A 23,383-nucleotide genomic window follows, 5' to 3' on the forward strand; every position below is an offset into this window, starting at 1 on the left:
CGAGTTAGACACCGGCAAGGTGAGAACGAGCAACGGTCCCAGCGCGAATTATGGTACGAAGTCGTACATCGTTCGAGCTTGTAAATGCCGCATCCAGTTGCTGAACCAATTCACAACCAGAAGGGTAGGGCAGGGCAGGGCTCCTGCTCTATCGCACGGCGAATGTTATTCCGCCGCAACGGTCAAATTTGACAATTGGTTTCACCCTCTGTCTTCACGGTTTCATGTTGTGCCCCGCCCATTCCCGTGGCGCAGACGCATAAAGCAAGAGCGAAACGCGGTCAGCACACGTGATTGCGTCTGCTCGCGTAATGCCAGCATGATCTCCCTCACTGAACTTCACGATCAACTCCCTGGCGATTACCGCCGTAATAGCCGGCAACCGCGAACCTCGCACTCGACGGCGAAGTCGGCCCAGCATGCACGCGAAGGCGCAAGACAGTGCGTTGCGTCGATCGCTCGCGAGGAATTGCGTGACGCTACGCTAAGCAAAAACTCTATTGCGCTTCATCATTTCGCGTAACCCGGCGAGAGCGTCTCTCGCAACATCGCTAACGGCCGCCGGCGGTACGGGCGGAGTAACCGCACGTCCTGCCGGCGTATGAGCTTCCTGCAAGTCGTTTACGCCACTCAGGAGGCGCGATACCCAGTCGGGTGCATTGTCCAGTAACGAAACGGCGAGATGAGATAGCGAGTGCGTCCCAGCGCTCCTGCCGGTAGAGGGATCGATAAAGCTCACGACATTTCCGGTAACTTCCTTGATTACGAGGCCGGAAGGCAGACGAACATGGGGCCGTCGCAAGGCAACAGTAATCGAATTCACCTTCGCTTGGCGTTCGGCGTTTGCCTGCTGCGCTATTTCGAGATGTTCCTCTTGGCGAACAGCCCATCGGAAATCTCTACCGGATTGCAGCGCCGTTTTAAGCCATGCAACTGCGTCGCGGCCCTTGATCCCCCGCTTGACCATTCCGGGCAGGCAGAACCGCAATGCGTCCTGGAGGCGTTGGCCTACATCCTTGCAAATCTTGAAGAGGTAGCAGATCTGCGAACGCTGTAGTTGGAGCGTTTTTGCAGGCTCGACCAGGTCGTCAGGCATGCGGCTTGAACGCTTCGGCGAGTTTTGAAGGGATTCCCGTTCGGGCTTATTCTCGATAGAGAGTTTCTGTTTACAGAACGCCCCTGATTTGTGCGCCAAATTTGTCCCACGGTCAGCCATTGGAACCGGGATTTTTTCAGGCTGGCTTTCGACGGTAAGCGTCGTGGATGTATCCGGCGACGTGAACGATTCTCGTGCGGTCTCAAACGTGGCTTGTGGCGCCGATAGCGGGGCAGGGGACGCTGCCTGCTGCGCATCCATATCCAACGCAGCCTGTCCTTTTCGCTTTGCGTCAAAAAGCGTTTTCGCGCCTTCAGTCCACACAAACCGCATGCAGTCCCATGTACCACTCTCATGCTTGTACGTTTGCTTGATTCGTCGGATCAAGCCGCGTCGCTCCAACTGTGTCGCGTAACGGGTAATGGAGCGTTCGCTCGTGCCGAGCATTTCCGCGGCCTTTTGACGGCTACAGATCACCGGCTGGTCGAGTTTGTCGAGCGGTGTATGGGAAATAAAAATTTGGCCGAGCCGAAGCACCCTAATTGGGAGGTCCCAGGAAGAGTGATGCATAGACAGCCGGTATTGAGCGGCCTGGATAGGCCGCGGCAAGCGACGGGCGAGCACGTCCGCCGCAGTTCGAATGGTCATTTCGAGCTCCGTGTAGCAGGGAGCCTTGACAGACGAAGTCAATCCGAACTACCATTCACCCGTGTTAGCAGTACCTTGCCAGTACCTGGTTGTCCCACAACAACCGCTTTTGGGTGAATGGTAGCCACATTGAACGAGAGGCCCGACAGTTCCAGCTGTCGGGCCTCTTTTCATTTGTAAGGCTAGTTAAAAATGTTCGTTTTTCAGCGTTTCGTTACCGTCTTCCTTTATTCATCCGATACCGGTTTGCTTGGAGGATTATTTATTCACAGTGAATAAATAATTCCGTGTATCCGTACTTCCTGCTCCGTATCTCAGGCGCTCCGAGGAATCATCATCTGCAAATACGCTGCCTCGGCCGTCTTCGATTTCAATCTTTTGCTGTCCCGCCTATTGGCTGCACTACTAAATATTCACTGTGAATATTTAGCGTTGCGACTATTGCGCTCCTGGTGTTTCGATCCATCCGTTCCAGCGGAGAACCGACGCGGCCAATTATTCACCGTGAATAGTTGAACCAGGCGCGAACTCGCACTGCAGGAATTCATGCCGTTCCAGCGGCATGAACACCGGGTGCTGCCTGTAAAACATCGGCACCGCGGACAAATGTCGCGCCGTTCCAGCGGCGTGACTGTCTGTACGGGTGCCGACTGCCAACGATGTTGCCAAAAACGCAATATCTACAACGCCGCGGTAAGAACCATCAACATCTTTACCTTGATCGAATTCGAAGGGGAGGGCGCTAAGTGAGCCGCCCGACCATCCGTGCTTCTCAAACACATCGATCATGAAAGCCGACGGCTTAGAACCGATGGCTTTCATGATCGGCGCTGTCCCATCGCCAGATGACTTTCGAATGATGGGAAACGCCGTGTTCACCGCTTTTCCTCTTTGCGCTGACGAAGAAAGGTTATAAGCGACTTGTCGAGCGATTCGAGGTCTTCGTCCGTATCCTTCACGGTAAGAAGGATCTGGCGCGTGGATTTCTTGATCTTCGTCTCGTACAGCGTAGTTCCCTCATCGTTCGTGATATACGCTGGGCCTTTGCCAGTATTTTCAGGCACCTTTTTCACAGACATTTGTGCGACCCATCCGCGCAGAGTCGAGATATCGGCGCCATCCGCCAGTCGCTGCACCGCGCGAACGACAAGATCCTGCTCATCCGGGTACGCCTTGAGCAGTTCCCAAATAACTTCCGCCTTGCGCACAGACAGCAGATCTGGCTGCTGATCTAAAAGTGCCGTGATCGGCGAGGGAAGATTCAGGAGATTCATCCGTTTGGAGACGTTCGCCTGCGATGTAGCGAATACACTGGCACATTCGGCCTGGTTCTTCACAAAGTTGCGAGCAAACGCGTGCTGATACATGCGCCCCTTTTCATAGTCGCAGAGATCCTTACGGCCTTCGTTCTGGATCATCGTCCGCAATTCCGCAGCATCGTTATCTGCTTCTACGATGCGGGCTTCCAGTTCCGTCCAGCCAATTGACTGCGCCGCGCGCCGGCGGCGGTGCCCGCTGATGAGCTGGTAACTCGCCGTCCCTAGACGTCTTACCATGACTGGTTCCTGCTGGCCGTTAGCCTTCATCCCGGCTGCAAGCTCATCGATTTCTTCCGGGTTGTATTTGAGGCGAGGCTGATACGGACTGTCGAGGAGCTGATCAAGCGGGATTTTGCACAGCGTCTCACGCACGCCGTTATCTACCTGCTCGGACGGCGCTTGCGGGCCAGGGAAGGGTGTAGACGGAGCCTGATCTGTCAGGTGCACGACTTCGGGCTTGCGAAGCTCCGCCAGCGGAGCGCGAGGAGCGAGCCGACTTTTCATGCTGCTACGCTCCTAGCCGCTGCCGCCTCTTTCGCCGCCGCTTCTTTAGCTGCCGCATATTCCTTCGCTCCTATTTTCTGAAGCAGGAAATCCGTGAATTTTCGGTATTCCTTCACAGGAGCCGAAGTGGGCTGCTGTAGCGTCAACGGCATGTAATATTCCTGAGACTTCGGGAATAGCTCGCTGGAACTGATCGACATATCAGGAAGATTATCTTTATAGGTTTGAAGCTTCTGCGACATGCGTGCTACCCGCGACACGTTGCTGCTGTAGTGGGTAGGCAGGATGATCAGTTCTGGCTGCTGCCCCGACTTGCTTTGGATATAGTTAATTTCACCCACTAACCGCGACACGCCCTTAACCCCAAACGAGTCCATCTTCACCGGCGCGATGATGTAGTCAGAAACCGCAATCGCGTTGGATGCGACAAAGCTGATCGAGGGCGGGCAGTCAAACAAGACGAAGTCGAAATCCTTCACGTTCAGGCCTGGGATTTTGCCCTCAGTTGACGCACGGAAGAAAGATCTGAAGACCAGCTCGCGCGTATCCCGAGTCGCGACGATCGCATGCTCAAGATCGCCAAGGAACGTGTCGCTTGGGATTAACGCAGGGCCATCCGCACCAAACGGCCATTTAATGTAGTGCGAAATATCGTCCATCTTGTTCGCACCGGGGCGGGAATTTTCCAGATACGGCTTCACCACTTCTGCGAACGTACCGTGGACGATTGCATCCGAATTCAAATCGTTAGTCGCAGCCTCACCGTCTTCCAAGTCCGATTCATAGCCCATTAGCTGCGTCAGGTTCGCCTGGACGTCCAAATCGATCATCAGTACACGGTAGCCCGAAAGCTGCAGCTGAATGCCGATCTCCGCAGTTGTCGTGCTTTTGCCGGTCCCGCCTTTGATTAGCTCAACAGCGATGCATATCGGCGTGGCAGAAAGGGGTTTGATGAGGCCTTGCTTGCGACGCCAGGCAGCAAGCTGGAAAATATTGTCTAGCGTGAAAATCCGCACGGCCGGGGAATTAGGATTGTCTGCAGTGGCTCGCTTAATCTCGATGCCGCTGTCTTTGACATAGGTGCGTAGCGTGTTCTCACTAACGCTAAGAAGTGCTGCCGCCGCCTTCAGGCGGTACTGACAGTCATCCAGCAAAGCAAATGTGCTACGCATAAGGGTTTCCTAACCTGACAATACTGATAATAGATGGAAGTCTGCCGCCGGGAAATCGATTTGTCAATCGAATTGGTAGGATAACAGTGCAAAAATAAGGATTTAACCTACCAGTCATTTTTATCCCGCTGCCGACGACTAAGAGGGGGCATAAGACCGTCGTACCCACTCTAGTGTAAATACACCTGTGTCGCGGCGCATCAAAGTCTCCACACCTATTTAGCCGCCAGTACGTAACGTACGCGAGATAAGGGTTTGTAGGGGTGCAACACATGCGATCACTGTTGCCCACCAAACCACTGTATTCTCCATATTTTACCTACCAAAGCTGCCGTTATATCTTTAGACGCCCGAAATACTAGCATGCTCGTAACCGTCGCCACAATCCGAAATTGGATGAAAAGTTGCGCGAAGAGTGCCTTGTCCGTCTCTATCATGCGGTTTGCAAAGGATGAAAAAAGGAAGTTCTGGACGCATCGGACCGAATATGCACGGGAAAAATTATCGCGCTCGTGGGCGAGTGTGTTCACACATCCCCGCTGAGTGAACATAGCCAGAAAACACGACGTGGCGCGGCTTTGATGAGTTCCTAAATGTGCATTAGAGCGTCCGCTGGTATATAACAGGAGCGGCCCATTTGAATCTATGGGGAAAATCCAGGCGACAATTGTGCCCATAGTCGGCATGGTCAAGGGAAAAAAATCCGCGTATTCTTGCTCTAAAGTAAGCTACCGCTTCGGGACTGAAGCTGGGCTTGCGACTGCAGATCATTTGCGCAAATTGCGTCCCCGACCGAAAAGGAAGCACCAAAATGCCGAAGCCCGGGAAGAAAATCGGCGTATTTATCCTTGATGACTCTGCCCTGATTCGAAAGGTCATGCGCGAGATCATCGGGCAGCAGCCCGATATGGAAGTCGTCGGTGTGGCACCGGATCCGATCGCCGCGCGGGAATTGATCCGCAGTCTCCGGCCTGACGTTCTCACGCTGGACGTCGAAATGCCAAAGATGGACGGCCTCGACTTTCTTGAACGCCTCATGCGCTTGTGGCCGATGCCGGTAGTGATGGTATCCAGCATGACGGAGCGCGGATCGGAAATTACGCTGCGTGCGCTCGAGCTGGGCGCCGTCGACTTTGTCGCCAAGCCGAAAATCTCGATAGAGCAAGGCATGCAAGAATATGCCGATCTGATCGGTGACAAGATCCGCACCGCCTCTTTGGCGCGCATTCGTCAGCGCACGTTGTCGGAGGCGGCAGCGGATAGAGCGCTGCGGCCGATGGCACCACTGGCAAACCGCCTCCTGAGCAGTGAAAAGCTCATCATCGTCGGCGCGTCGACTGGCGGGACCGAGGCGATTAAGGAGTTCCTGATGCAGATGCCATCGGACTGTCCCGGCATTCTGATCGTGCAGCATATGCCAGAAGGCTTCACCCGGTCCTTTGCGCAGCGCCTGAATGGCCTGTGCGCCATCACGGTGGCAGAGGCAGTTGACGGCCAGCGCGTGCTGCCAGGACACGCCTACATCGCGCCGGGAAACGCGCATTTACGTCTGGGGCGCAGCGGCGCGAACTACATCGTCCGCCTGGACCAGGGCGAGCCGGTGAACCGCCACAGACCTTCGGTCGATGTCCTGTTCCGCTCGGCCGCCGAACACGCGGGCAGGAACGCCGTGGGCGTGATCATGACTGGCATGGGCAAGGATGGGGCGGCCGGGATGCTGGAAATGCGTAATGCAGGGGCATGGAACGTCGCGCAGGACGAAGCAACATGCGTTGTCTTTGGCATGCCCAAGGAAGCCATCGCAACGGGCGCAACGCACGCTGTGGGCTCGCTGCGCAGCCTGCCGGGGCTGGTGCTCGATCACCTGGCGGCAAACGCCGGCAGGGCACTTCGCGTCTGAGCGCGCGCCATGGAATCTGGACAGAGGCATTTCCCACGGCCCGCGATCGCAGCGCAACACATAGCGACGTTTCGCCGCGGCCTTATCTCGTCCCGCGTCATGTTCGCTCGCCGGCAGATGGGGAAAACGACCTATCTGTTGCAGGACCTGGCGCCGGCGGCGCAGGAGGCCGGTTACCGCGTTGCCTATGTCGACGTGTCTCAGTCTCCCGATCCGGGTCATGCCCTGGCCGAAGCCATACGAGGGGCAGTCAAAAGATCACGCATGGCATGGCTGACCAACCGGCTTCCGGTGCCGGCGGCGTGGCGGCACGACGGCAAGATCGCGCTTACCGATGCGCTGCTCATGGCGAACCGCCAGAGCTGCCCGATCCTTTTGCTTGTCGACGAAGCGCAGACGCTATCGCTGCCGGCGCACGAGAACCTTGCATACGCGCTGCGCGCGCTGCTTGATGTGCGGAGGAACGAGGTCAAGGCTCTCTTTGCCGGCACCGCCGACAAGGCGCAACCACGGCGGTTCGGGCTGGCCGGCGATCCGTTCTTCCAGTGGGCGTATGCCGAGCAGTTTCCCGTGCTGGGCCCCGAATTTGTCGAGTTTGTCGTGTCGTCGTTCAAGCGGTCGGGCAGCCATCCGCTACCGCTGGAGTCCGCGCTGCATGCCTTCACCCACCTTCACGCCAGACCAGGGGCATTCGGACATTTCGTCGCCTGCTATATGGCGCGCAACGACGGAGACGTGGAGGCGGCGCTCACCATAACGATCCGGCACGAGGCTGCAAGGGCAACGCCATATCGCAGCGGTGCCTGATCTAGCGATGGGCGCAGGCCGCTGCCGCGCGCAGCACCAGGTCACTTTCGCCCGCTTCAAGCGCCTCGAGCGGCGTTCTGCCATTAAGCGAATGTGCCGGCTCGGTCAAGAAGGCATATTTTTCTGCACCGGACAACGGCGCTAATGTCTCGACCACCGCGTGGAGCTTGTTCGCGTCATAGCGAGGATCGGCAAGAAATGCCGGAAAACCGAGAGCGCCTGACGGGCTGATCACAGCAAAGATGCGGCCGGTGGCCAGCGCGACCGAAAATCTGGCAAAACTGAAGCCGAGCCGAGCCCGCAGCTCCGGCGCACTCAGAAGTTCGCCACGGGTGATCTTGTCCCGGAAACGCATTACCGCATCCTCGCGCAGGCGGGAGAGGAAGTCACGGCCGTCATCGCCTGGGTCGCAAGGCATAACCCCATCCTGGTCGGGCGCGCTGAAAGTTCAGGCGTTGCGAAAGGATAGGGAAACATCCATGTAAAGTTGTAGCAAGGAATGCACTGATTTCGTGAGGATTCGCAGACTGGCCCCCACGGCGCCTTAGGTGAACTGGCGAACCGACCCCCTACGACAAGGAGTGAATGATTAGGTTTTGGGTACAAAAGGAGAGGCTTCGATGAAAACGAAAATTGCAACAATTGTTATTGTATCGGTACTTGCGCTGTCCTCCGGTGCTGCCAGCGCAGCAGGCTGCCTGAAGGGAGCCGCAGTAGGTGGCGTAGCAGGGCACGTGGCAGGCCACCACGGGTTGCTGGGCGCGGCGGCCGGATGCGCGATCGGACACCATCGCGCATCCAAACAGGCCAAGCAAGTCGCTCACCCGGCGCAGCAACCTGCTCCAACTGCCCAGCAGACCTACGCGCCAGCAACCACTCCGGCGCGCTAATTAGGAACGTGGTCTGCCGTACCGACACGGTTGAGCTATGGCGGCATCTTTAGGCTTTTTCTCCAAGGAGACATGCATGAAAACCGTAATCGGAACAGCCGCCGTCGCTTCCATCCTGGCCCTGTCGTCTGGCATGGCAAGCGCCGCCGGATGCCTGAAGGGTGCAGCCGTGGGTGGTGCGGCGGGCCACGTCGCAGGCAAACACGGCAAGGCTGGTGCCGCTGCCGGGTGCGTCGTCGGACACCACAAAGCGTCGAAGGACGCGAAGCAGGCCGATCAGGCACAATCGCAGGCACAACCGAACTCTGCACCGGCCGCAAGTGCGAGCCACTAACAGAAAACGGAAACGGCGATCATTACGATGAGCCGGCCCTAGAACGCCGCGAGGTCGCCCAACTTTTCGACCTCGCGGCTCCGGTTGTCCTTCTCGGTGGTTACATACACCGACGTGGTACTGAGCGAGCTGTGCCCGAGCAGGTCGCGCATGGTTTCGAGCGCCATGCCGTTGTGAATGCCGTGGGTTGCAAAGGTATGGCGCAGCCAGTGCGTCGAAGCGCGCCGCAGCTTCACCGCCGTATCCAGATCCTCCGCAAGGACGGCCTTTGCGACTTCCTGGAAAAATGACTTCAACACGAGGTAAAGGCGCACCGCGGAAAGCGGATCGTTCGGCTTGATTTTCGGCAGGTTCGGCGACGGGATGGCGGCGATCAATGGCGTTTCCGGCGGCACCTCGCCCAGCGACTCAAATCCGCGGTGGCGGAAATAGGCCCGGATCTCGTTCACGACATGGCCATTCAACTGCACCGTGCGGTACTTGCCGCCTTTGCCGTTCACGCCGATCTCCCATCGCAGCGTGTCTTCGCCCTTGCGGGTGAAGCTTTTCAGATTTTCGCGCCTGAGCGCCACCAGTTCGGAAATTCGGCACCCGCTGCTGTACGCCAGCGCGAGAATGAAGCGCAGGCGATGATAGCGAACGTCCTGCGGCATCTGCGACAGATAGTCCTTGACCATCTTCCACTCCGCGATCGACAGCGAACGCGACACTTCAATGCCCTGGGTTTGCGGTTTGGCGAGGTGCGGCAGGGCGCGCAGTGGATTGTGCGACAGGTAGCGCTGGTCGACCAGCCACTGCATCAGGTTCTGCACGATCCCGAGCGCATGTTTCTGTGACCGTTCCGAAAGCGGACCCTCAAAAGGGCGCCACAGTGGCGACAGACGCTCGATGCCACGTGGCCCAAGCCAGCGCCCCTGGGGAATACGGTAATACTGTGCCCAGACTTCGTCGCTTTGGCGACCCAGATACCACAGGAAGTTGCGGTACGAAATGCAGTCCTCCACGGTTAGCGAGCTGAGCGGCTTGCCCGCCTCGAGAACTGACCACAGCAGGAAGCGTTCGGCTTCCTTGCGATACGCGCGCTGAGTGTGGCTGCCGGCGGGATGCCGCGCCAGCCAGGTGTAGATTGCTTCGAGATCGTTGCGAGCCGAAATGCCGGGACGGTCGCCGCGGTTGCTGCCGAAGGCGCCGTCGAGCTCGTGCGGCACGAGGAAGCTCTCCAGCGGTGCGATGTCGGTGCGCGCCGGCTGCGGCGCGAGCATTTTTCCGGTCCATTCGGCCCGGGGCACGATGCCGCGCGCGGCGAGCTTCACGACGAGGGCTTGTTCTGTTTCGGGCAGCATCAGCCAGTCCATGATCTGCCGCGCCGCCTTTTCCCCAACCCGCGGCACCTTGGTGTACCAGCGGTAGCCGCGCGAATTGATCGCCACAATGAGCTGCTCGATCGTGTGCAGGCCGGCGGCAGTCAGGCGCTTGGCGATGACCGGATCAATCCAGCCGCCCACGCCATCGGACAGGCGCGGATCCGCGCCGGTCAATTCCTCGATGGTGCGCAGAATCGCGAGCTGCTTGCTGCGGAGCCGGTTGTTGCGTTCTGTTTTGCGGTCCAGGCCCGGCGTGCTGGTCCCGTATTCCTCCTGGAACAGCTCGATCAGTTCCTGCTCGGTGTAGGTCTCGTAGGGGTCGCGCTCTTCCCGGAATTCTTCCAGCGTCGGCACATGGGCGCCATACGTGACGCGCAGCGCCTCGGGAGGAAGGCGAATCAGCCTGCTGCCGGACGCATTGCCCGTGCGGCGTGCGGCAACCATCAGCTGGTCGCGCACCCATCTGAGCATGGACCTCGCCACGCGCAGATCCAGCTCGGTGCCTTCCGAATCAGGATCTTCGGTGGTTTCCAGATAGCGCCTGGACAGTGTTCGTAAGTCCAGACCGTCAAGATAGCCGCGGTAGTACGCGAAGTGATGGCGTCCGAGTTGAATCAGTACGGTGCCGCGTTCAGTCCAGGCAGATGGCATTTATGCAATAAGAACAGAGGGCGACATTCCTATGGCATGAAGAGTCAGTGGAGGTGATTTTCGGCGCTGCGCAGCACATCGATGGTGAGTTCCGGGTGTTCCCTGAGGAAGTTCCAGCCGTCGGCCAGTTCTTCGGGCGTCGGGAAGACCCGGCGAAATTCCGCCATCAGGCGCTTCGGCGTCGATGGTTCGATTCTCTGCGGGCTGGCGCTGAGCACGCGGTGCAGGAAGTGCTCATAAATCTCCGGCACGGGAGAGAACCCTTGAACCTCATCGAAACCGCATTCGGTGCAGTTGCCGCTGTGCGCATCCCAACGATGATCGTCGGCGCCGCACTGCAGACATGCCGATCCTTGGTGCTCCATGAAAAGTCCTTCAAAAACAGAAGGCGCTCAGTCTAAACCATGGAACCAGCACGTACCCCAAAAAATGCCAAAAGGAAACTATGTACAATTATCCGCGAGCTACAATTCCGGAAGGCCATTTTACACGAATAAAGTTTATGCAAGGATAATGCGTGTTATCTGTGTATGATTTGTGACGTTGCCCGTGCCGCATCGTTTTCCTTGCCAGGGAAAGTAAAGTTGTTACGCAGCGCTGCGTTTCATCTACTGCCGCACTGTTTATAGGAGAGGAGGGCGCTCCTGTATCCTGTCGCCGGTTAAGTGGCCCGATCCAACGAAGATTAGATGCAGTTGCTGCTGGTAGAAGATGACGCGGTGCTGGCGGACGGTATCGCCCGCAATCTCAGTGCCCAAGGCTACGAGGTTGATGTCGTGCGCAACGGCAGCGATGCGGATGCGCTGTTGCAGCGCCGGGAAATTTCTGCGGTCGTGATGGATATCGGTATCCCGGGCCTCGATGGATTCGAGGTCGTGCGCCGTATGCGCGCGCGGGGCAACCACACGCCGGTGCTATTGCTGACCGCGCGAGACGCGGTGGCGGATCGCGTGTTTGGCCTGGGGATCGGCGCGGATGATTACGTGGTCAAGCCGTTCGCTACGGCTGAACTTGTCGCCCGGGTGAAGGCGCTCGTGCGCCGCGGCAGTGGGCGCGACGCGTCGATTGAGATCGGCGCCCTGAAGCTGGATGCCACTGCGCGCCGCGCAACCGTCCATGGAATGCCGATTGATCTATCGGCGCGGGAATGTGCCATTCTCGAATATTTGCTTCGCAATACTGGCCGGGTGGTGTCGAAGCAGCAGATTATTGATGCGATTCTTCCGTGGGGAGAGGAGGTGACGGTCAACGCGGTCGAGGTCTACCTTTCCCGCATCCGCAGCAAGCTCGCTGACGCCGGCGTGGCAATTCGCACCGTACGCGGTTTCGGCTACATGTTGGATGCAGGTACCTGAGGGCAAGCCGTCAGTGCGCGCGTATGCGAAGCTGTTCCCGAACCCGTCGCGCCACGAAAATATCCAGAAAATCCTCGATGCGGGCCTCCTTCCGCATCTCGGTTAGGACCGCTTCGTAGCAGGAACATACTTGTTCAACTGGTAGACGCATTTCTTCAGCCAATTCCGCGATTGCGACCAAATGTCTTTTGCGATCGGCATCGTCCCGAAAGGCATCCGCGTGGTGAACAGTCAACTTACGCACGTCGTTAACAACCTCGATTTCCATTCCTCGCTCCGTTGACAAAATAGAAATTTAGAACAATGATTTGGAAACGTTGGGTATGTGACAACAGCGGTCCACGCGGGATAACGCAGCAGTTCGCTTAGGACTGGGCAAAATTGCATGAGTTCAGCAGGGAACCCGGGTGGGCCAAAAATTGGAGCGAACCGCCGGGAAGGTGTTGGCATACCGATGCAGGGTGAGGTCGGCGCTTTGTTATCATTTTTGCTTCGTCAATCCAACGTGAGGACAGGATGCGTCGCACCATTTATCGACGCCGGCAGGTGGCCATGTTCAGGTTCACGCTGGCAATCGAGCGCGCAGTTTGCGCCAACAGTGTTTCGGAAAAGAATTCCGCGTACCGATGGGCATCCGCTTGGGCAGACGTGGCACGGTCAAGTCTAGTGGGCAGGCGCTTCTGATACTTGTTCTTGACGAGCAGAATGCTTGTCTGTATGCCTGCCTGCGCCGGGATTTTGCTTGATAATCAAGCTTTTCCCCTATTGACGGTCGGGTCTTCGCGAGCAGCGCGAAGCGCCGTCGTGCTTTCCAATGACTTCTCTTGAATACGCCCAGGCGCCTGTTGTAGGCCTGAACCTGCCCGAATGGTTTTCTGAAAACAGCTCGGACTGCATCAAAGTCATCGACCTCGGCGGCAATATCGTTCACATGAACACGCCCGGGTTGAGAGCGCTGGAGGTCGACAGTGCGGGAAGTGTCCTGGGAAGCCAGTGGAGCAGACTCTGGCCGGAAGCAAGCCGTTCGGCGGTCCTCGCGGCCCTGCGCGAAGCGGCGACAGGGACGATTGCCTGTTTTCGCGCAGCCTGTCCGACGGCCAAGGGCACAGCCAAATGGTGGGACGTGAAAGTCCACCCGGTGAAAGCGGCAGACGGCAGCGTGGATCACTTCCTCGTTGTCTCGCGCGACATCACCGACCTGCAGCAGGCGCACACCGAGCTGCAGGCGGAAAAGGAAATCATGCGCCTCGCCACGCAGGCAGCGGGACTGGGCCTGTGGCGCTATACCCCGCATCTTGCCCAATTCGACTTTCAGAATAACCTGGCGCTCGACATCTTCGGACTGGCGCCGTCCTGCACGACGCTGACAGCGCAGCAGACGCTGCACGAGCACATCCACCCGGAAGACCAAGAACGCTTGCAAGCCGCCTTGCACGCTGCTTGCGCCGAGAGCGGGCAAATGCGGTTCCAGGGGCGCATACGCCTGCCGGACAGCACGGTTCGCTGGATGGAGATGTTTGGCCGCGTGCATCGTCCGGCCGATGACTCGCCGCTATACCTGCTCGGCACCGTTGCGGACGTCACCGACCGGAAGACCGTCGAAGAGAATCTGCATAACGCACAGGTTCGTCTCGCTGCGACGCTGGATGCCGGCGAGGTGGCGACATGGACGTGGGATATACAAGCGAATCACCTCAGCGGCGACCGTAACATCGCCTATCTGTTTTCACTTCCGGAAGAGGTGGCAGCGAACACACCCATCGAGACATTCCTCAAGGCGATCCATCCCGATGATATTGAGCGTGTGTCGGCACGCATCCAGCAGGCGATCAGCGATCGCGCCTTCTATCAGGAGACCTACCGTGTCCTGGCGAGAGACGGCAAGTACCACTGGGTCACTGCGCGCGGCCGCGTCGAGTACGATGAAATGGGTGTGCCGCTTCAGCTACCCGGTGTCGTGCTCGATGTCACGCTGCAGAAGGAGGCCGAAGAAAAGCTGCACGCCAGCGAAGAGCGCTACCGGGCCTTGTTCGAGTCCATCGATGAAGGCTTTTGCATCATCGAGATCCTGTACGACGCCGACGGCCAGCCTGCGGACTATCGCTTCAAGGAGAGCAACTCGGCATTTCTGATTCAAGGCGGATACGAAGCTACACCGGAGAAGACGGTTCTGGAAATCTTCCCGGACCTTGAGCGGCGCTGGATTCATCTGTACGCGGAAGTCGCCCGCACCGGGCGCCCGGTAAGGACGCAGGACCAGGTGACGGCGCTGAACCGCTGGTTTGATATTCATGCGGTACGCGTCGGTGGAACTGGCAGCAGTCTCGTTGCCGTGCTCTTCTCCGATATCACCGAGCGGCGACAGAACGAAAACGATCTGCGCCGGCTTGCCTTCAGCCTGGCTGAAACCGATCAGCGCAAGACGGAGTTTCTTGCCACGCTGGCCCATGAGTTGCGTAATCCGCTTGCGCCGATACGCAATGGTCTGCAGCTGCTCCGCTTGGCGGGTAATGACCAGGAGACTGTGGCGCGCGTGCGCGAGATGATGGAGCGGCAGGTCACGCAAATGGTCCACCTGGTGAACGATCTGCTCGACATTGCCCGCATTAGCAGCGGCAAGGTCGAACTGAAGAAGACCGACGTCGACCTGAAGAACATCGTGGCAACGGCGATCGAGGCGAGCCTGCCGGCGATCCAGTTCAGACACCATGACTTGAACGTCGTGGTGCCGGAAGAACCATTCCCGTTGTCCGCTGACCCAACCCGCATCGCCCAAGTCATCGGCAACCTGCTGAGCAACGCGGCGAAATATACCCCCGAAGGGGGGCGTATCGAGTTGACGCTGCATCGGGAGGGAGACGGCGCAGTGCTGCAGGTTACCGACAACGGCATCGGTATTCCGGCCGAAGCGCAGTCCACGGTGTTCGATATGTTCGCGCAGGTAAAGGCGAACATGAACTATGCCCACGGCGGTCTTGGCATCGGGCTGGCGCTGGTGCAGAGCCTGGTCTATATGCATGGTGGGAGAGTTGCGGTATCGAGCGCAGGAAGCGGGCAGGGAAGCACGTTCACCATCCGTCTGCCGCTGAACAAGACGGTGGAGAGTACAAGACACGTAGGTAGCGAATCGCAACCTGAGACCGCTGCGCCCTTTAACACGCGTCTGCGAGTGCTTATCGTGGATGACAACGAGGATGGCGCGACAAGCCTGGGTGCGCTGATTGAACTCGGCGGGCATGAAGTCCGGCTCGCGCATACCGGCCAGCAGGGAATGGAGATGGTGGAAGAATTCCGGCCCGATATCGTTTTCCTCGATATTGGCTTGCCGGATATGGACGGCTATGCGGTGGTCGGCAAAATCCGGCAGCTACCGTACGGCAAAAAGCTGCCTGTCGCAGCGCTGACGGGGTGGGGCGCGAAGGTCGACCGGATTAAAACGACGGAAGCCGGTTTCGACCACCATCTAGTCAAGCCGGCGCCCCTGCCGATGATCGAAAAGCTGCTGTCCGAGTTCGCGCGCAAAAAGGCGACCTGAGAAAAGGGGCTACTTTAACCTCAGTTCGGGATAAGCGATTACTGGCAAGCCGGAGCAGAGGACATGAGAGGAAGGCGCGGCTTATTCGGCATGAGGCAATAAGCGACGATACCGCTCATCAAATTGACCATGAAGTTGGCATGCGAGCGATGCCGCGTATGCTCGACCTGGCAAAGGTTTTTCAGCTCATCGAAGACGGTTTCAATCAGGGATCTGCGCTTGAGCAGGGCTTGGTCGAAGGGCGTGTGCTGGACCGGTTTCATGTTCTTTCGAACTTTGGTAATCAGCTCCAACTGCCGCGCACGTAGCAAGTCCACCAGCCACCGGGCGACATAACCTTTGTCGGCATAGACCCGGCCAAATAGCCCGCGGCACAGAAATGCGACTGGCTTGCGGTCATCGACGTTGCCTGGCGTGACTTTGATGCTCAGTAGCTCGCCCTGGTGATTGATGGCCACATGGAGCTTGTCGGGTAGCAGCGATGTATTGCTACATCGCCGCCCCCCAAGAACCGTGCAGGCGTCCTTTCGACGCACACGGCTCACGTCTTTCCAAGCCCCGTGAAGGAGCCGGCTTCGTTACGTTCAAACCAAGATGATGAATCTGGCTGTGGCAATTCGGATGAACCAGTATCAGGTTACCCGGTGTATTACTCCCGCCGTCGACGCGTCGGAGGATGTGATGCACATGCCATCCGCTTTCCTGCGTTATCCGCTGATCGCAGATGGGGCAAAGACCTCGCTGATCCACCCATAGTCGAATTAGCTTCTTGCGCCCCTTCAGGGTGGATAGCATTGTAAAGCCACATCGGGTTTCGAAATAGCTTTCCCATTCCGGATCAAAAGGGTTAGCCTCAGCCCGGATTTTTATATGCCTTCGGATCGGGGTGTCCGAGGCGGTGCGCAGTGTCGTGTACTTGCAGGTGCCGTCTGGCCACCGTTCATCCGTGGCTGTTGCGAAGATCCAGTCCCGTGTTCCAATGTGTTGGAAGTAGCGGGCCTTGATCCAGCTTTTTCCTTTATTCGGATGCCGACGGCAACACCATTGCCACAGGGCTTTCCAGATGCCCTGATCGACTTTTCGGTACGTCTGTTTCGAGACAACATGCCGATGGTAGTCTGCCCACCCTTTGATGACGGGATTGAGCTTCTTGATCAAGAAATATTGTGTCGCCGTTTTGTTATCCTTGATGATGGCACGGACCTTTGTCAGAAACCGCTGCACATTCTTTTTCGCCGGCTTGATCAGTACTTTGCCTTTATAGGAGCGAATGTTCTGTCCCAGAAAGTCGAACCCTTCCGCAATATGCGTGACTCGCGTTTTCTCCGGCGAAAGCTGAAGACCACGCTCCTGTAGGAATGCTGCCACTAGCGGTTTGACTTCGTTTTCCAGAAATTCTTGCGTGTATCCGGTAATCAGCCAGTCATCAGCGTACCTTATGTAGTTGACCTTAACGTTGAGCCGTTTGCCCTTCACTTGTTTTGGACGTCCAAAGGCCTCCTCTAGTTGTTGTTGCAAGCCGTCCAACGCCAGGTTAGCTAAAACCGGTGAGGCAATTCCCCCTTGGGGAACCCCCGTTTCGGTTGGGAAGTAGCATCGATTTTCCAAATACCCCGCCTTCAACCATTTCCGCAAGATCCCTTTGTCCATGGGAATATGGCTTATCAACCACTCGTGCGCGATTTCATCGAAACAGCTTTGGATGTCGCCTTCGAGCACCCACTGTGCGGCATCTTTGACTGAGAGTGCGTAGAAACAGTGTTTAATGGCATCGGCGGTTGAGCGCCCAGTTCTGAACCCATATGAGTGTGGATCAGCTTTGGTTTCCGCGATGGGTTCCAGCGCCAGCAGATGTAATGCTTGCTGGGCTCGGTCTGCCATACAGGGGATACCTAACGCCCGCTTCTTACCATTGCTTTTAGGGATATATATTCTTCGCAATGGTCGTGGCTGATAGCCATGTCGGTTCAGTGTCTTGATCGCCTGATACTTTACTTCCGGGGTTGACCATGTGACGTTGTCGATCCCCGGTGTCTTCTTACCTTGGTTTTCCGTCACCCGCTTCACGGCAAGTGCCTTGCCGAAGAATGAGTGGGTCAGCAGCCATTGCAAGGCTTTCACCTTGCCCCAGCGGCCTTCCTTCGTCGCCTTGACGATGCGTGCCTACAGCCTCCTGACTTCCCGATGACACTTGGACCAGACAATGCCGTGCCAATGACCAGGATCGCTGAAGAATGCACCAGCGCGTGCTGTTTGCGCCGTCATCTGCTTTTCCTTCTGCGGAAGTTACTCAAGCTATCTCGTCAAGAAAAACGCGGCGGAAGTCTGCCCGCTTTCGCGTGGAGGGATGTTGTCGTTCACTCATTGACGCACCTCCTATCCATCCCATTACGGGATGGCCTTCGCTTGCTCCGCCATCCTTTACACGCAGCGTAAACGGTGTTCCTTGCGGTCCACTTGCCACGAGGGCAACGCTACGGGCTTACCGTGTTTCACACTTGTTACCAAAGTAGGTTAGGCTCTGCCTATTCCCCGGTGACGTTGTGTCCCTGTGTCCGCAGGTTTCATCGGACAGCCTGTCACGTACCATTTTGGTTCCAGCCTGTCAGCATCTTTGGCTGGTCGTTCTTGACGAGGTTTATCAGCAGTTCATCTACATTAGCCATACTACCTAGCCTAGTGCCCGTGCCGCGCCGATGCTGGCAGCACTGGAAAGTGTCTCGCGGCACTTCTTTCTCTAACGAGGGGCTACATTGTCCCGGTGGCTTCGAACCAAGCCGTTACCAGCTTCGCCCGCACCGGTAGGCTACCGTTGAGGGAACAACAAGTCTCACACTCCTTTCGGTCGAGACAATAACAAGTGCGACTTTGCACGTCGCACGAATCCATAAAACCATCCTGTCGAACTCTTGCCGCGTGCAGCGACCTTGGCAAAAACGCGATGCCGGGAAATGCGCAAGTTGTCGCACACAGCGAGCGGACTGGAATCGACAATGGTGATGCCGGTGCAACGGCCTTTGAGCTGCGCGAACAAAGCGCTCAGCGGCACCACACACCGCGGCATGAGCTCCACACAGCGCTGATAACTTGGCAGCCCGGGAAACTCGGTGCGCAGAAAGCGTACCGCACAGGAAAGATAAAAGCTCTTGAACTGCCGGTAACGCAGCTGGTGGAACAACACGGCCAGCGTAATCAGTTCCGACAGGCTCAGCGAGGCGGGACGCCGCCGCTTCTTCTGGCCTTCCGTGAGTAGACGCCGCTCCCATTCCGGCTCGAACGTTTGGCAAAAATCATCAATCAGGCAAAACAGCTCCGTTAGGCTGTCCATCAGGCGCCTCCTGCTGCGTATCGGTTGACTGGTTCGGAAACCCAATCGTACGAAGCTGTGAGGCGCTTCCCTTTGACCTACGCGTATCTTCCCTTAACCCAATGGAATGGACGCCCCACCCGTAACGGCATCGAATGTGCCAAAGTGGAAGTGTCACCGACCACTTAACCGAGCGGAGCGTCATCATGCAGATTACGACAATTGGCATCGATCTGGCAAAAGCTGTCTTTCAGGTTCATGGTGTGAACGCGCAAGGAAAAACGGTCCTGAAGAAGCAGCTCAAACGGCCGCAGGTAGTCGAATTCTTTGCCAACCTATCGCCTTGCCTGATTGGCATGGAGGCATGTGGTAGCGCGCATTACTGGGCGCGCAAGCTACAGGCGTTGGGGCACACGGTACGTCTCATGGCGCCGCAATTTGTCAAACCTTACGTGAAGACGAATAAGAACGATGCCGCCGATGCCGAGGCAATCTGTGAGGCAGTCACACGGCCGACCATGCGTTTTGTTCCTGTTAAGCATGTCGAGCAGCAGGCGGTACTGGCTGTACATCGAGTGCGGCAAGCGCTGGTCAAGGCACGCACGGCGCAAGCCAACCAAATCCGCGGGCTGTTAAGTGAATTCGGGCTTATCCTCCCTCAAGGGATTGCTCACATCAGCAAGCGGGTCCCAGAGCTACTCGATAACGCTGGCGACGACGTGCCTGGCGCATTCCATGAACTGGTGCAGCGTATGCTGGACCACCTCAAGAACCTGGACCAGCAGGTCGGGGAACTGGAAACACAAATCCGGCTATGGCACCGTTCCAATGCGTTGTCGTGCAAGCTGGAGAAGGTACCGGGGATTGGCCCGATCACAGCCACAGCGCTGGTAGCCTCGATTGGCGACGCCAAGCAGTTTGCCAATGGCCGGCAGCTAGCGGCATGGCTGGGCTTGGTTCCCAAGCAGCATTCCACAGGCGGCAAAGCCAATTTGCTGGGCATCAGCAAGCGAGGCGATACCTATTTGCGGACGTTGCTAATCCATGGCGCCAGGGCCGTCATCCTGGCTGCCGAGCGCAAGCTCACTACAGGCTGGCTCGCTCGCTTACTGGAGCGGCGCCACAAGAATGTCGCAGCCGTTGCGTTGGCAAACAAGACGGCGCGGATCGTCTGGGCATTACTCGCTCACGAGCGGGATTTCCGGTCTGATTACGCCACGGCGTAATCAGACCGGCTAATAACAGCAAGAAGGAAGGCAGCGTAACGACCGGCAGTTGATTCCACCGATTGCGCAGGCAATCATGAAGTGATGGCAACGTTGGTAAGACCGTGGTTGGGCAAACCTGATGAGTTCGTCGCACGCAAAGTGCGTTAACCCGATGAGGCCCCAACCAGCACATTCCATCAGGGACAGTGGCTAGCGCCACAGCTCAAGTCCGAATGTACGAATGCAATCTTTACCACCGCGTCATCATGAATTAAGAGCTTGAGCAAACCGGGGCGTCCATGTACGAACTGAGGTTACTTTAGCGGCCCGGCAGCATGCGGCGCAGGATAGTGTCATGCCGGATGAAATGGTGATACAACGCTGCGGCCACATGCAGGCCAATCAGCACCAGCAGCGCCCACATCATTCAGGCGTGCACATCGCCGGCCTGCAGCGCCCAACGCGCGCGGGGCGCCGCGAGAGCGGGCAGGGGAATGATGCCGAACAGGGAAACGGGAAGCCAGTGAGCGGATGCCGACGCCCAACCGGGAAACGGGCCGACCAGCAAAATGAAATAGAACAGGCGGTGCGTGAGGCGGGCGCTATTGCTATAAGGGGATGGGATGCGGTTCACTGGTGGCCTAGTGGTAATGTCATGAACTCCCTCCACCTCCGAAGCGGGCTAAAGTGTAAGCAAGCGAGGCATGGGCGTCGCATCCAAGAATGGGAGGCAGGCATGGCAATCGTAAGAATCGGGCTGGACATTGCAAAGTCGGTGTTCCAAATACATGGCGTGGATGGGCACGGCAAAGCGGTGCTGAAGAAGACGCTGTCGCGTTCGGAGATGCTGACTTACTTTGCCAAACTGCCGGTATGCCTGATTGGTTTGGAGGCCTGTGCCGGAGCCCACTATTGGGCCAGGGAACTGCGCCGCCAAGGCCATGACGTGCGGCTAATGGCTGCCCAATTTGTGACGCCATACCGCAAGAGTGGCAAGAACGACGCCAATGATGCCGAAGCGATCTGCGAGGCTGTCGGGCGGCCCAACATGCGCTTTGTTCCGGTCAAGACGGAAGAAGCGCAAGCAATACTGACGTTGCACCGAGCACGGGACTTGCTGGTATCGGAGCGCACTGCATTGTCCAACCAGATTCGTGGTCTGCTGGGCGAGTTCGGTATTGTGGTCGCCACTGGCATGGCAAGGTTGCGCCGCGCCATGATGGAAGTGCAAACAGGCGCATCCAACTTGCCCTTGCTGGCGAGAGAGACGATCGCCGAGTTGTACGAGCGTTTGCTAAATCTCGACGGCAAGGCGGCCGAATATGAACGCAAGATTACCTTGCTGGCCAGGCAAAGCGAGGCCGCCAAGCGCCTGATGAAGATTGAAGGGGTTGGGCCGATTACAGCCACCGCGTTAGTGGCCAGCGTAAGCGATGCCAAGCTATTTCGCAATGGAAGAGAATTTGCAGCATGGTTGGGGCTCACGCCAAGGCAGTATTCGAGCGGCGGCAAGACTCGGCTCGGCGGTATTACCAAACGTGGCGACGCCAGATTGCGAACCTTGCTCATTCATGGAACCCGCAGCGCGCTGCGCTCAATGGCGGATAAGTTTGATAGCAAGAGTAAGTGGGTAGTCGCGTTACAAAAGCGGTCCTGCAACAATGTGGCAGCAGTCGCTTTGGCAGCGAGGATCGCCAGGATCATTTGGGCCATGCTGGCTCGTGGAACGGAATACAGAAGCGCTGCATAGGCGATAGCAAAGAGAACTGACGATCAACAGGAAATATCCCGCCAACGATTGCGAGCAAGATGGATTGATGGAGAAATGAGTTCGGACTCACGCAGACAAGAGCCTGATAACAAACTTGGTCGAAACGAGACCGTAGCGGTAAAGAGGCAGTCTGCGAGCGGAAGACATCAGGGCCGGCACCGACGGGTGCCACAGTAGGCCGGATAAATTTGTGCAGTCGAACCTCAGTTCAACATCAAAACAGCATGGCTTGCAAAACGGAGGGAGTTCATAAATAGTTTGTTATAAACGGAGATAGAGGTTGATTCCGCCCCCGGCCGCTTCAATAAGGTAGCGGGTGAGCGTGGCGAATTCGGTGGGTGGGGGCTTGGGGGACAAGAGACGCCAACAGCGCATGAGCCAGTTCAGCGGTGTCAGCCACGCCCGCACGGACCGTAACAGACGCGGCCAGCGACATCGCATCGGGCCACGCACTGGCTGACTTTTTTTTTCGAGCCGGCGAATCGGCCGGAACATGTTGGCGTGCCTGTCGTGCCTCCTGCCACCAGCAAAAAGCGAAGGCACAGCACACCAGTTGCCAATGCCGGCGGATTGCCTGATCGCTACGCACCATGAAGTCAGCCCAGCCCAATTCATCCTTCATCTGCTTGTAGCCTTGCTCCACCCAATGTCGCAGTCCGTACAGGCGTACCACCTCTTCCAGAGAAGCCGCTTCCCGCGGCAGATTGGTTGTCAGGTACCAGGTCGACAACTCCGGCAATGTCTGCCGGTCCGTCGTTGCGCAGATGGCCCGCACGGGTTTGTCGGGACCATAGTTCAGGAAGGTGAGTTCGGTTGCCCACCAGCGTTCGGTATGCCCGTCACGGAAGTGACGTGTCACCTTGTGCCAGTCACGCGGCCGTACTTCTTCCAGCGCTTCGTGGAAGGAGTGCGCCACGTCCTCTGGTGTCCAGCCGCGTCCGACCGAGCCGCGATGCGACAGCACGAAGGGCAGATGGCGCCGACGCAGCGTCGCCACCAATTCGCGATGATCGCCATAAAAGCAATCCGCCACGATGGCCTTGAACGCAATGCCGGCTGCCAGCGCCCGTTCAATCAACGTCATGGCAAGTTGCGGTTTGCTATGGAAGGCCGGGTCCTTCTTACCTTCGGGCAGACGGCTCTCCGGGGTGTAGGGCGCCACATGCAACGGGTAATACCGTTGTTCATTGGCCCACAAGGTCGTTACTGCCACGATGCCGTTGTCGATCTTGCCCACCGAGCCCAGGTACTGGCGTGCCACATGCTCGGTGGCACAGCCATCCTTGCGGTCGCCCGTGTCATCAACGACGAGCACGCCATCGGGATCGCTGGCCGTCAGTGGATCCCCACCCAGCAATTGCAGCGTGCGCGCGGTCACGGCATCGGCATCCCAGCCCGATTCGGACAGGAAGAATTGCAGTTGCTGCACGGGCGCGGTTTGCGCCTGGACCAGCGGCTCCGCACCGGCTAATGCCGTGAGCGTCTTGGGCCGGTCACGCGGCGCCAGAAGACCGGCAAGATA

Annotated in this window: 20 protein-coding genes and 2 pseudogenes; 8 read left to right on the forward strand and 14 right to left on the reverse strand. The window is 57.7% G+C overall.

Features of this window, described 5'->3' with window-relative positions; translation table 11 throughout:
* Positions 1-484: 484 nt before the first annotated feature.
* The 4 genes from JJB74_RS29465 to JJB74_RS29480 all read right to left on the reverse strand — a co-directional run bounded on the left by JJB74_RS29465 (position 485) and on the right by JJB74_RS29480 (position 4,739).
* Positions 485-1,744, reverse strand: a complete 1,260-nt coding sequence (locus JJB74_RS29465; RefSeq protein WP_200598133.1) for a helix-turn-helix domain-containing protein — start codon at positions 1,742-1,744, stop codon at positions 485-487.
* A gap of 495 nt (positions 1,745-2,239) precedes the next feature.
* Positions 2,240-2,623, reverse strand: a complete 384-nt coding sequence (locus JJB74_RS29470) for a hypothetical protein (protein WP_200598134.1) — start codon at positions 2,621-2,623, stop codon at positions 2,240-2,242.
* Positions 2,620-3,567, reverse strand: a complete 948-nt coding sequence (locus JJB74_RS29475; protein WP_200598135.1) for a ParB/RepB/Spo0J family partition protein — start codon at positions 3,565-3,567, stop codon at positions 2,620-2,622. The genes JJB74_RS29470 and JJB74_RS29475 overlap by 4 nt, the downstream gene beginning before the upstream one ends.
* A complete protein-coding gene (locus JJB74_RS29480) occupies positions 3,564-4,739 on the reverse strand; it encodes a ParA family protein (protein WP_200598136.1) in 1,176 nt (391 codons plus the stop codon). The genes JJB74_RS29475 and JJB74_RS29480 overlap by 4 nt, the downstream gene beginning before the upstream one ends.
* Before the next feature lie 811 nt (positions 4,740-5,550).
* Here JJB74_RS29480 and JJB74_RS29485 point away from each other — a divergent pair.
* Both JJB74_RS29485 and JJB74_RS29490 read left to right on the forward strand, forming a co-directional pair.
* Positions 5,551-6,639 (forward strand): protein-glutamate methylesterase/protein-glutamine glutaminase, encoded by a 1,089-nt coding sequence (locus JJB74_RS29485; protein ID WP_200598137.1) that lies wholly within the window; start codon positions 5,551-5,553, stop codon positions 6,637-6,639.
* Between the two features lie 9 nt (positions 6,640-6,648).
* Entirely contained in the window at positions 6,649-7,446 is a 798-nt protein-coding gene (locus tag JJB74_RS29490) for an ATP-binding protein (protein WP_200598138.1), read from the forward strand.
* A gap of 1 nt (position 7,447) precedes the next feature.
* On the opposite strand, the gene JJB74_RS29495 is transcribed toward JJB74_RS29490, so the two are convergent.
* A complete protein-coding gene (locus tag JJB74_RS29495; RefSeq protein WP_200598139.1) occupies positions 7,448-7,864 on the reverse strand; it encodes a hypothetical protein in 417 nt (138 codons plus the stop codon).
* A gap of 202 nt (positions 7,865-8,066) precedes the next feature.
* Between JJB74_RS29495 and JJB74_RS29500 the strand changes: the two genes are divergently transcribed.
* Together JJB74_RS29500 and JJB74_RS29505 are read left to right on the forward strand one after the other, a co-directional pair.
* Positions 8,067-8,336, forward strand: a complete 270-nt coding sequence (locus JJB74_RS29500; RefSeq protein ID WP_200598140.1) for a hypothetical protein — start codon at positions 8,067-8,069, stop codon at positions 8,334-8,336.
* Between the two features lie 76 nt (positions 8,337-8,412).
* On the forward strand, positions 8,413-8,670 hold the full coding sequence (locus JJB74_RS29505; RefSeq protein WP_200598141.1) for a hypothetical protein: 258 nt from the start codon (positions 8,413-8,415) through the stop codon (positions 8,668-8,670).
* A 38-nt stretch (positions 8,671-8,708) separates the two neighbouring features.
* Here the strand turns inward: JJB74_RS29505 and JJB74_RS29510 are convergent, their stop codons facing one another.
* Positions 8,709-10,685 (reverse strand): phage integrase family protein, encoded by a 1,977-nt coding sequence (locus tag JJB74_RS29510; RefSeq protein WP_200598142.1) that lies wholly within the window; start codon positions 10,683-10,685, stop codon positions 8,709-8,711.
* Positions 10,686-10,729: 44 nt separating this feature from the next.
* Complete coding sequence (locus JJB74_RS29515) at positions 10,730-11,050, reverse strand: hypothetical protein (protein ID WP_200598143.1); 321 nt, start codon at positions 11,048-11,050, stop codon at positions 10,730-10,732.
* A gap of 324 nt (positions 11,051-11,374) precedes the next feature.
* On the opposite strand from JJB74_RS29515, the gene JJB74_RS29520 reads away from it, so the two are divergent.
* Complete coding sequence (locus JJB74_RS29520; RefSeq protein ID WP_200598144.1) at positions 11,375-12,040, forward strand: response regulator transcription factor; 666 nt, start codon at positions 11,375-11,377, stop codon at positions 12,038-12,040.
* Positions 12,041-12,050: 10 nt separating this feature from the next.
* Here the strand turns inward: JJB74_RS29520 and JJB74_RS29525 are convergent, their stop codons facing one another.
* Complete coding sequence (locus JJB74_RS29525) at positions 12,051-12,308, reverse strand: DUF3562 domain-containing protein (RefSeq protein WP_200598145.1); 258 nt, start codon at positions 12,306-12,308, stop codon at positions 12,051-12,053.
* Between the two features lie 546 nt (positions 12,309-12,854).
* Here JJB74_RS29525 and JJB74_RS29530 point away from each other — a divergent pair.
* Positions 12,855-15,575, forward strand: a complete 2,721-nt coding sequence (locus JJB74_RS29530) for a PAS domain-containing hybrid sensor histidine kinase/response regulator (RefSeq protein WP_200598146.1) — start codon at positions 12,855-12,857, stop codon at positions 15,573-15,575.
* Positions 15,576-15,613: 38 nt separating this feature from the next.
* On the opposite strand, the pseudogene JJB74_RS29535 reads toward JJB74_RS29530, so the two are convergent.
* From JJB74_RS29535 to JJB74_RS29545, 3 genes and pseudogenes are all read right to left on the reverse strand, one after another.
* Positions 15,614-16,042, reverse strand: a pseudogene (locus JJB74_RS29535) (IS982 family transposase); the annotation flags it as partial.
* A 22-nt stretch (positions 16,043-16,064) separates the two neighbouring features.
* Positions 16,065-17,732: a group II intron reverse transcriptase/maturase gene (ltrA, locus tag JJB74_RS29540; protein WP_325170197.1), complete on the reverse strand. Its 1,668-nt coding sequence runs from the start codon at positions 17,730-17,732 to the stop codon at positions 16,065-16,067.
* A 724-nt stretch (positions 17,733-18,456) separates the two neighbouring features.
* Positions 18,457-18,903: pseudogene (locus JJB74_RS29545) on the reverse strand (transposase); the annotation flags it as partial.
* Between the two features lie 185 nt (positions 18,904-19,088).
* Here JJB74_RS29545 and JJB74_RS29550 point away from each other — a divergent pair.
* Positions 19,089-20,108, forward strand: a complete 1,020-nt coding sequence (locus JJB74_RS29550) for an IS110 family RNA-guided transposase (RefSeq protein WP_200598149.1) — start codon at positions 19,089-19,091, stop codon at positions 20,106-20,108.
* A 301-nt stretch (positions 20,109-20,409) separates the two neighbouring features.
* Here the strand turns inward: JJB74_RS29550 and JJB74_RS29555 are convergent, their stop codons facing one another.
* Positions 20,410-20,517: a cytochrome b/b6 domain-containing protein gene (locus tag JJB74_RS29555; protein ID WP_200598150.1), complete on the reverse strand. Its 108-nt coding sequence runs from the start codon at positions 20,515-20,517 to the stop codon at positions 20,410-20,412.
* Entirely contained in the window at positions 20,518-20,724 is a 207-nt protein-coding gene (locus JJB74_RS29560; RefSeq protein ID WP_200598151.1) for a hypothetical protein, read from the reverse strand.
* Positions 20,725-20,826: 102 nt separating this feature from the next.
* Between JJB74_RS29560 and JJB74_RS29565 the strand changes: the two genes are divergently transcribed.
* Positions 20,827-21,840 (forward strand): IS110 family RNA-guided transposase, encoded by a 1,014-nt coding sequence (locus JJB74_RS29565; RefSeq protein WP_200598152.1) that lies wholly within the window; start codon positions 20,827-20,829, stop codon positions 21,838-21,840.
* Between the two features lie 322 nt (positions 21,841-22,162).
* Here the strand turns inward: JJB74_RS29565 and JJB74_RS29570 are convergent.
* A partial coding sequence (locus tag JJB74_RS29570) for an IS701 family transposase (protein WP_200598153.1) occupies positions 22,163-23,383 on the reverse strand: 1,221 nt, incomplete at its 5' end.

Origin of the sequence: Noviherbaspirillum pedocola, from assembly GCF_016632335.1 — a bacterium.
GTDB classification, from domain to species: domain Bacteria; phylum Pseudomonadota; class Gammaproteobacteria; order Burkholderiales; family Burkholderiaceae_D; genus Noviherbaspirillum_A; species Noviherbaspirillum_A pedocola.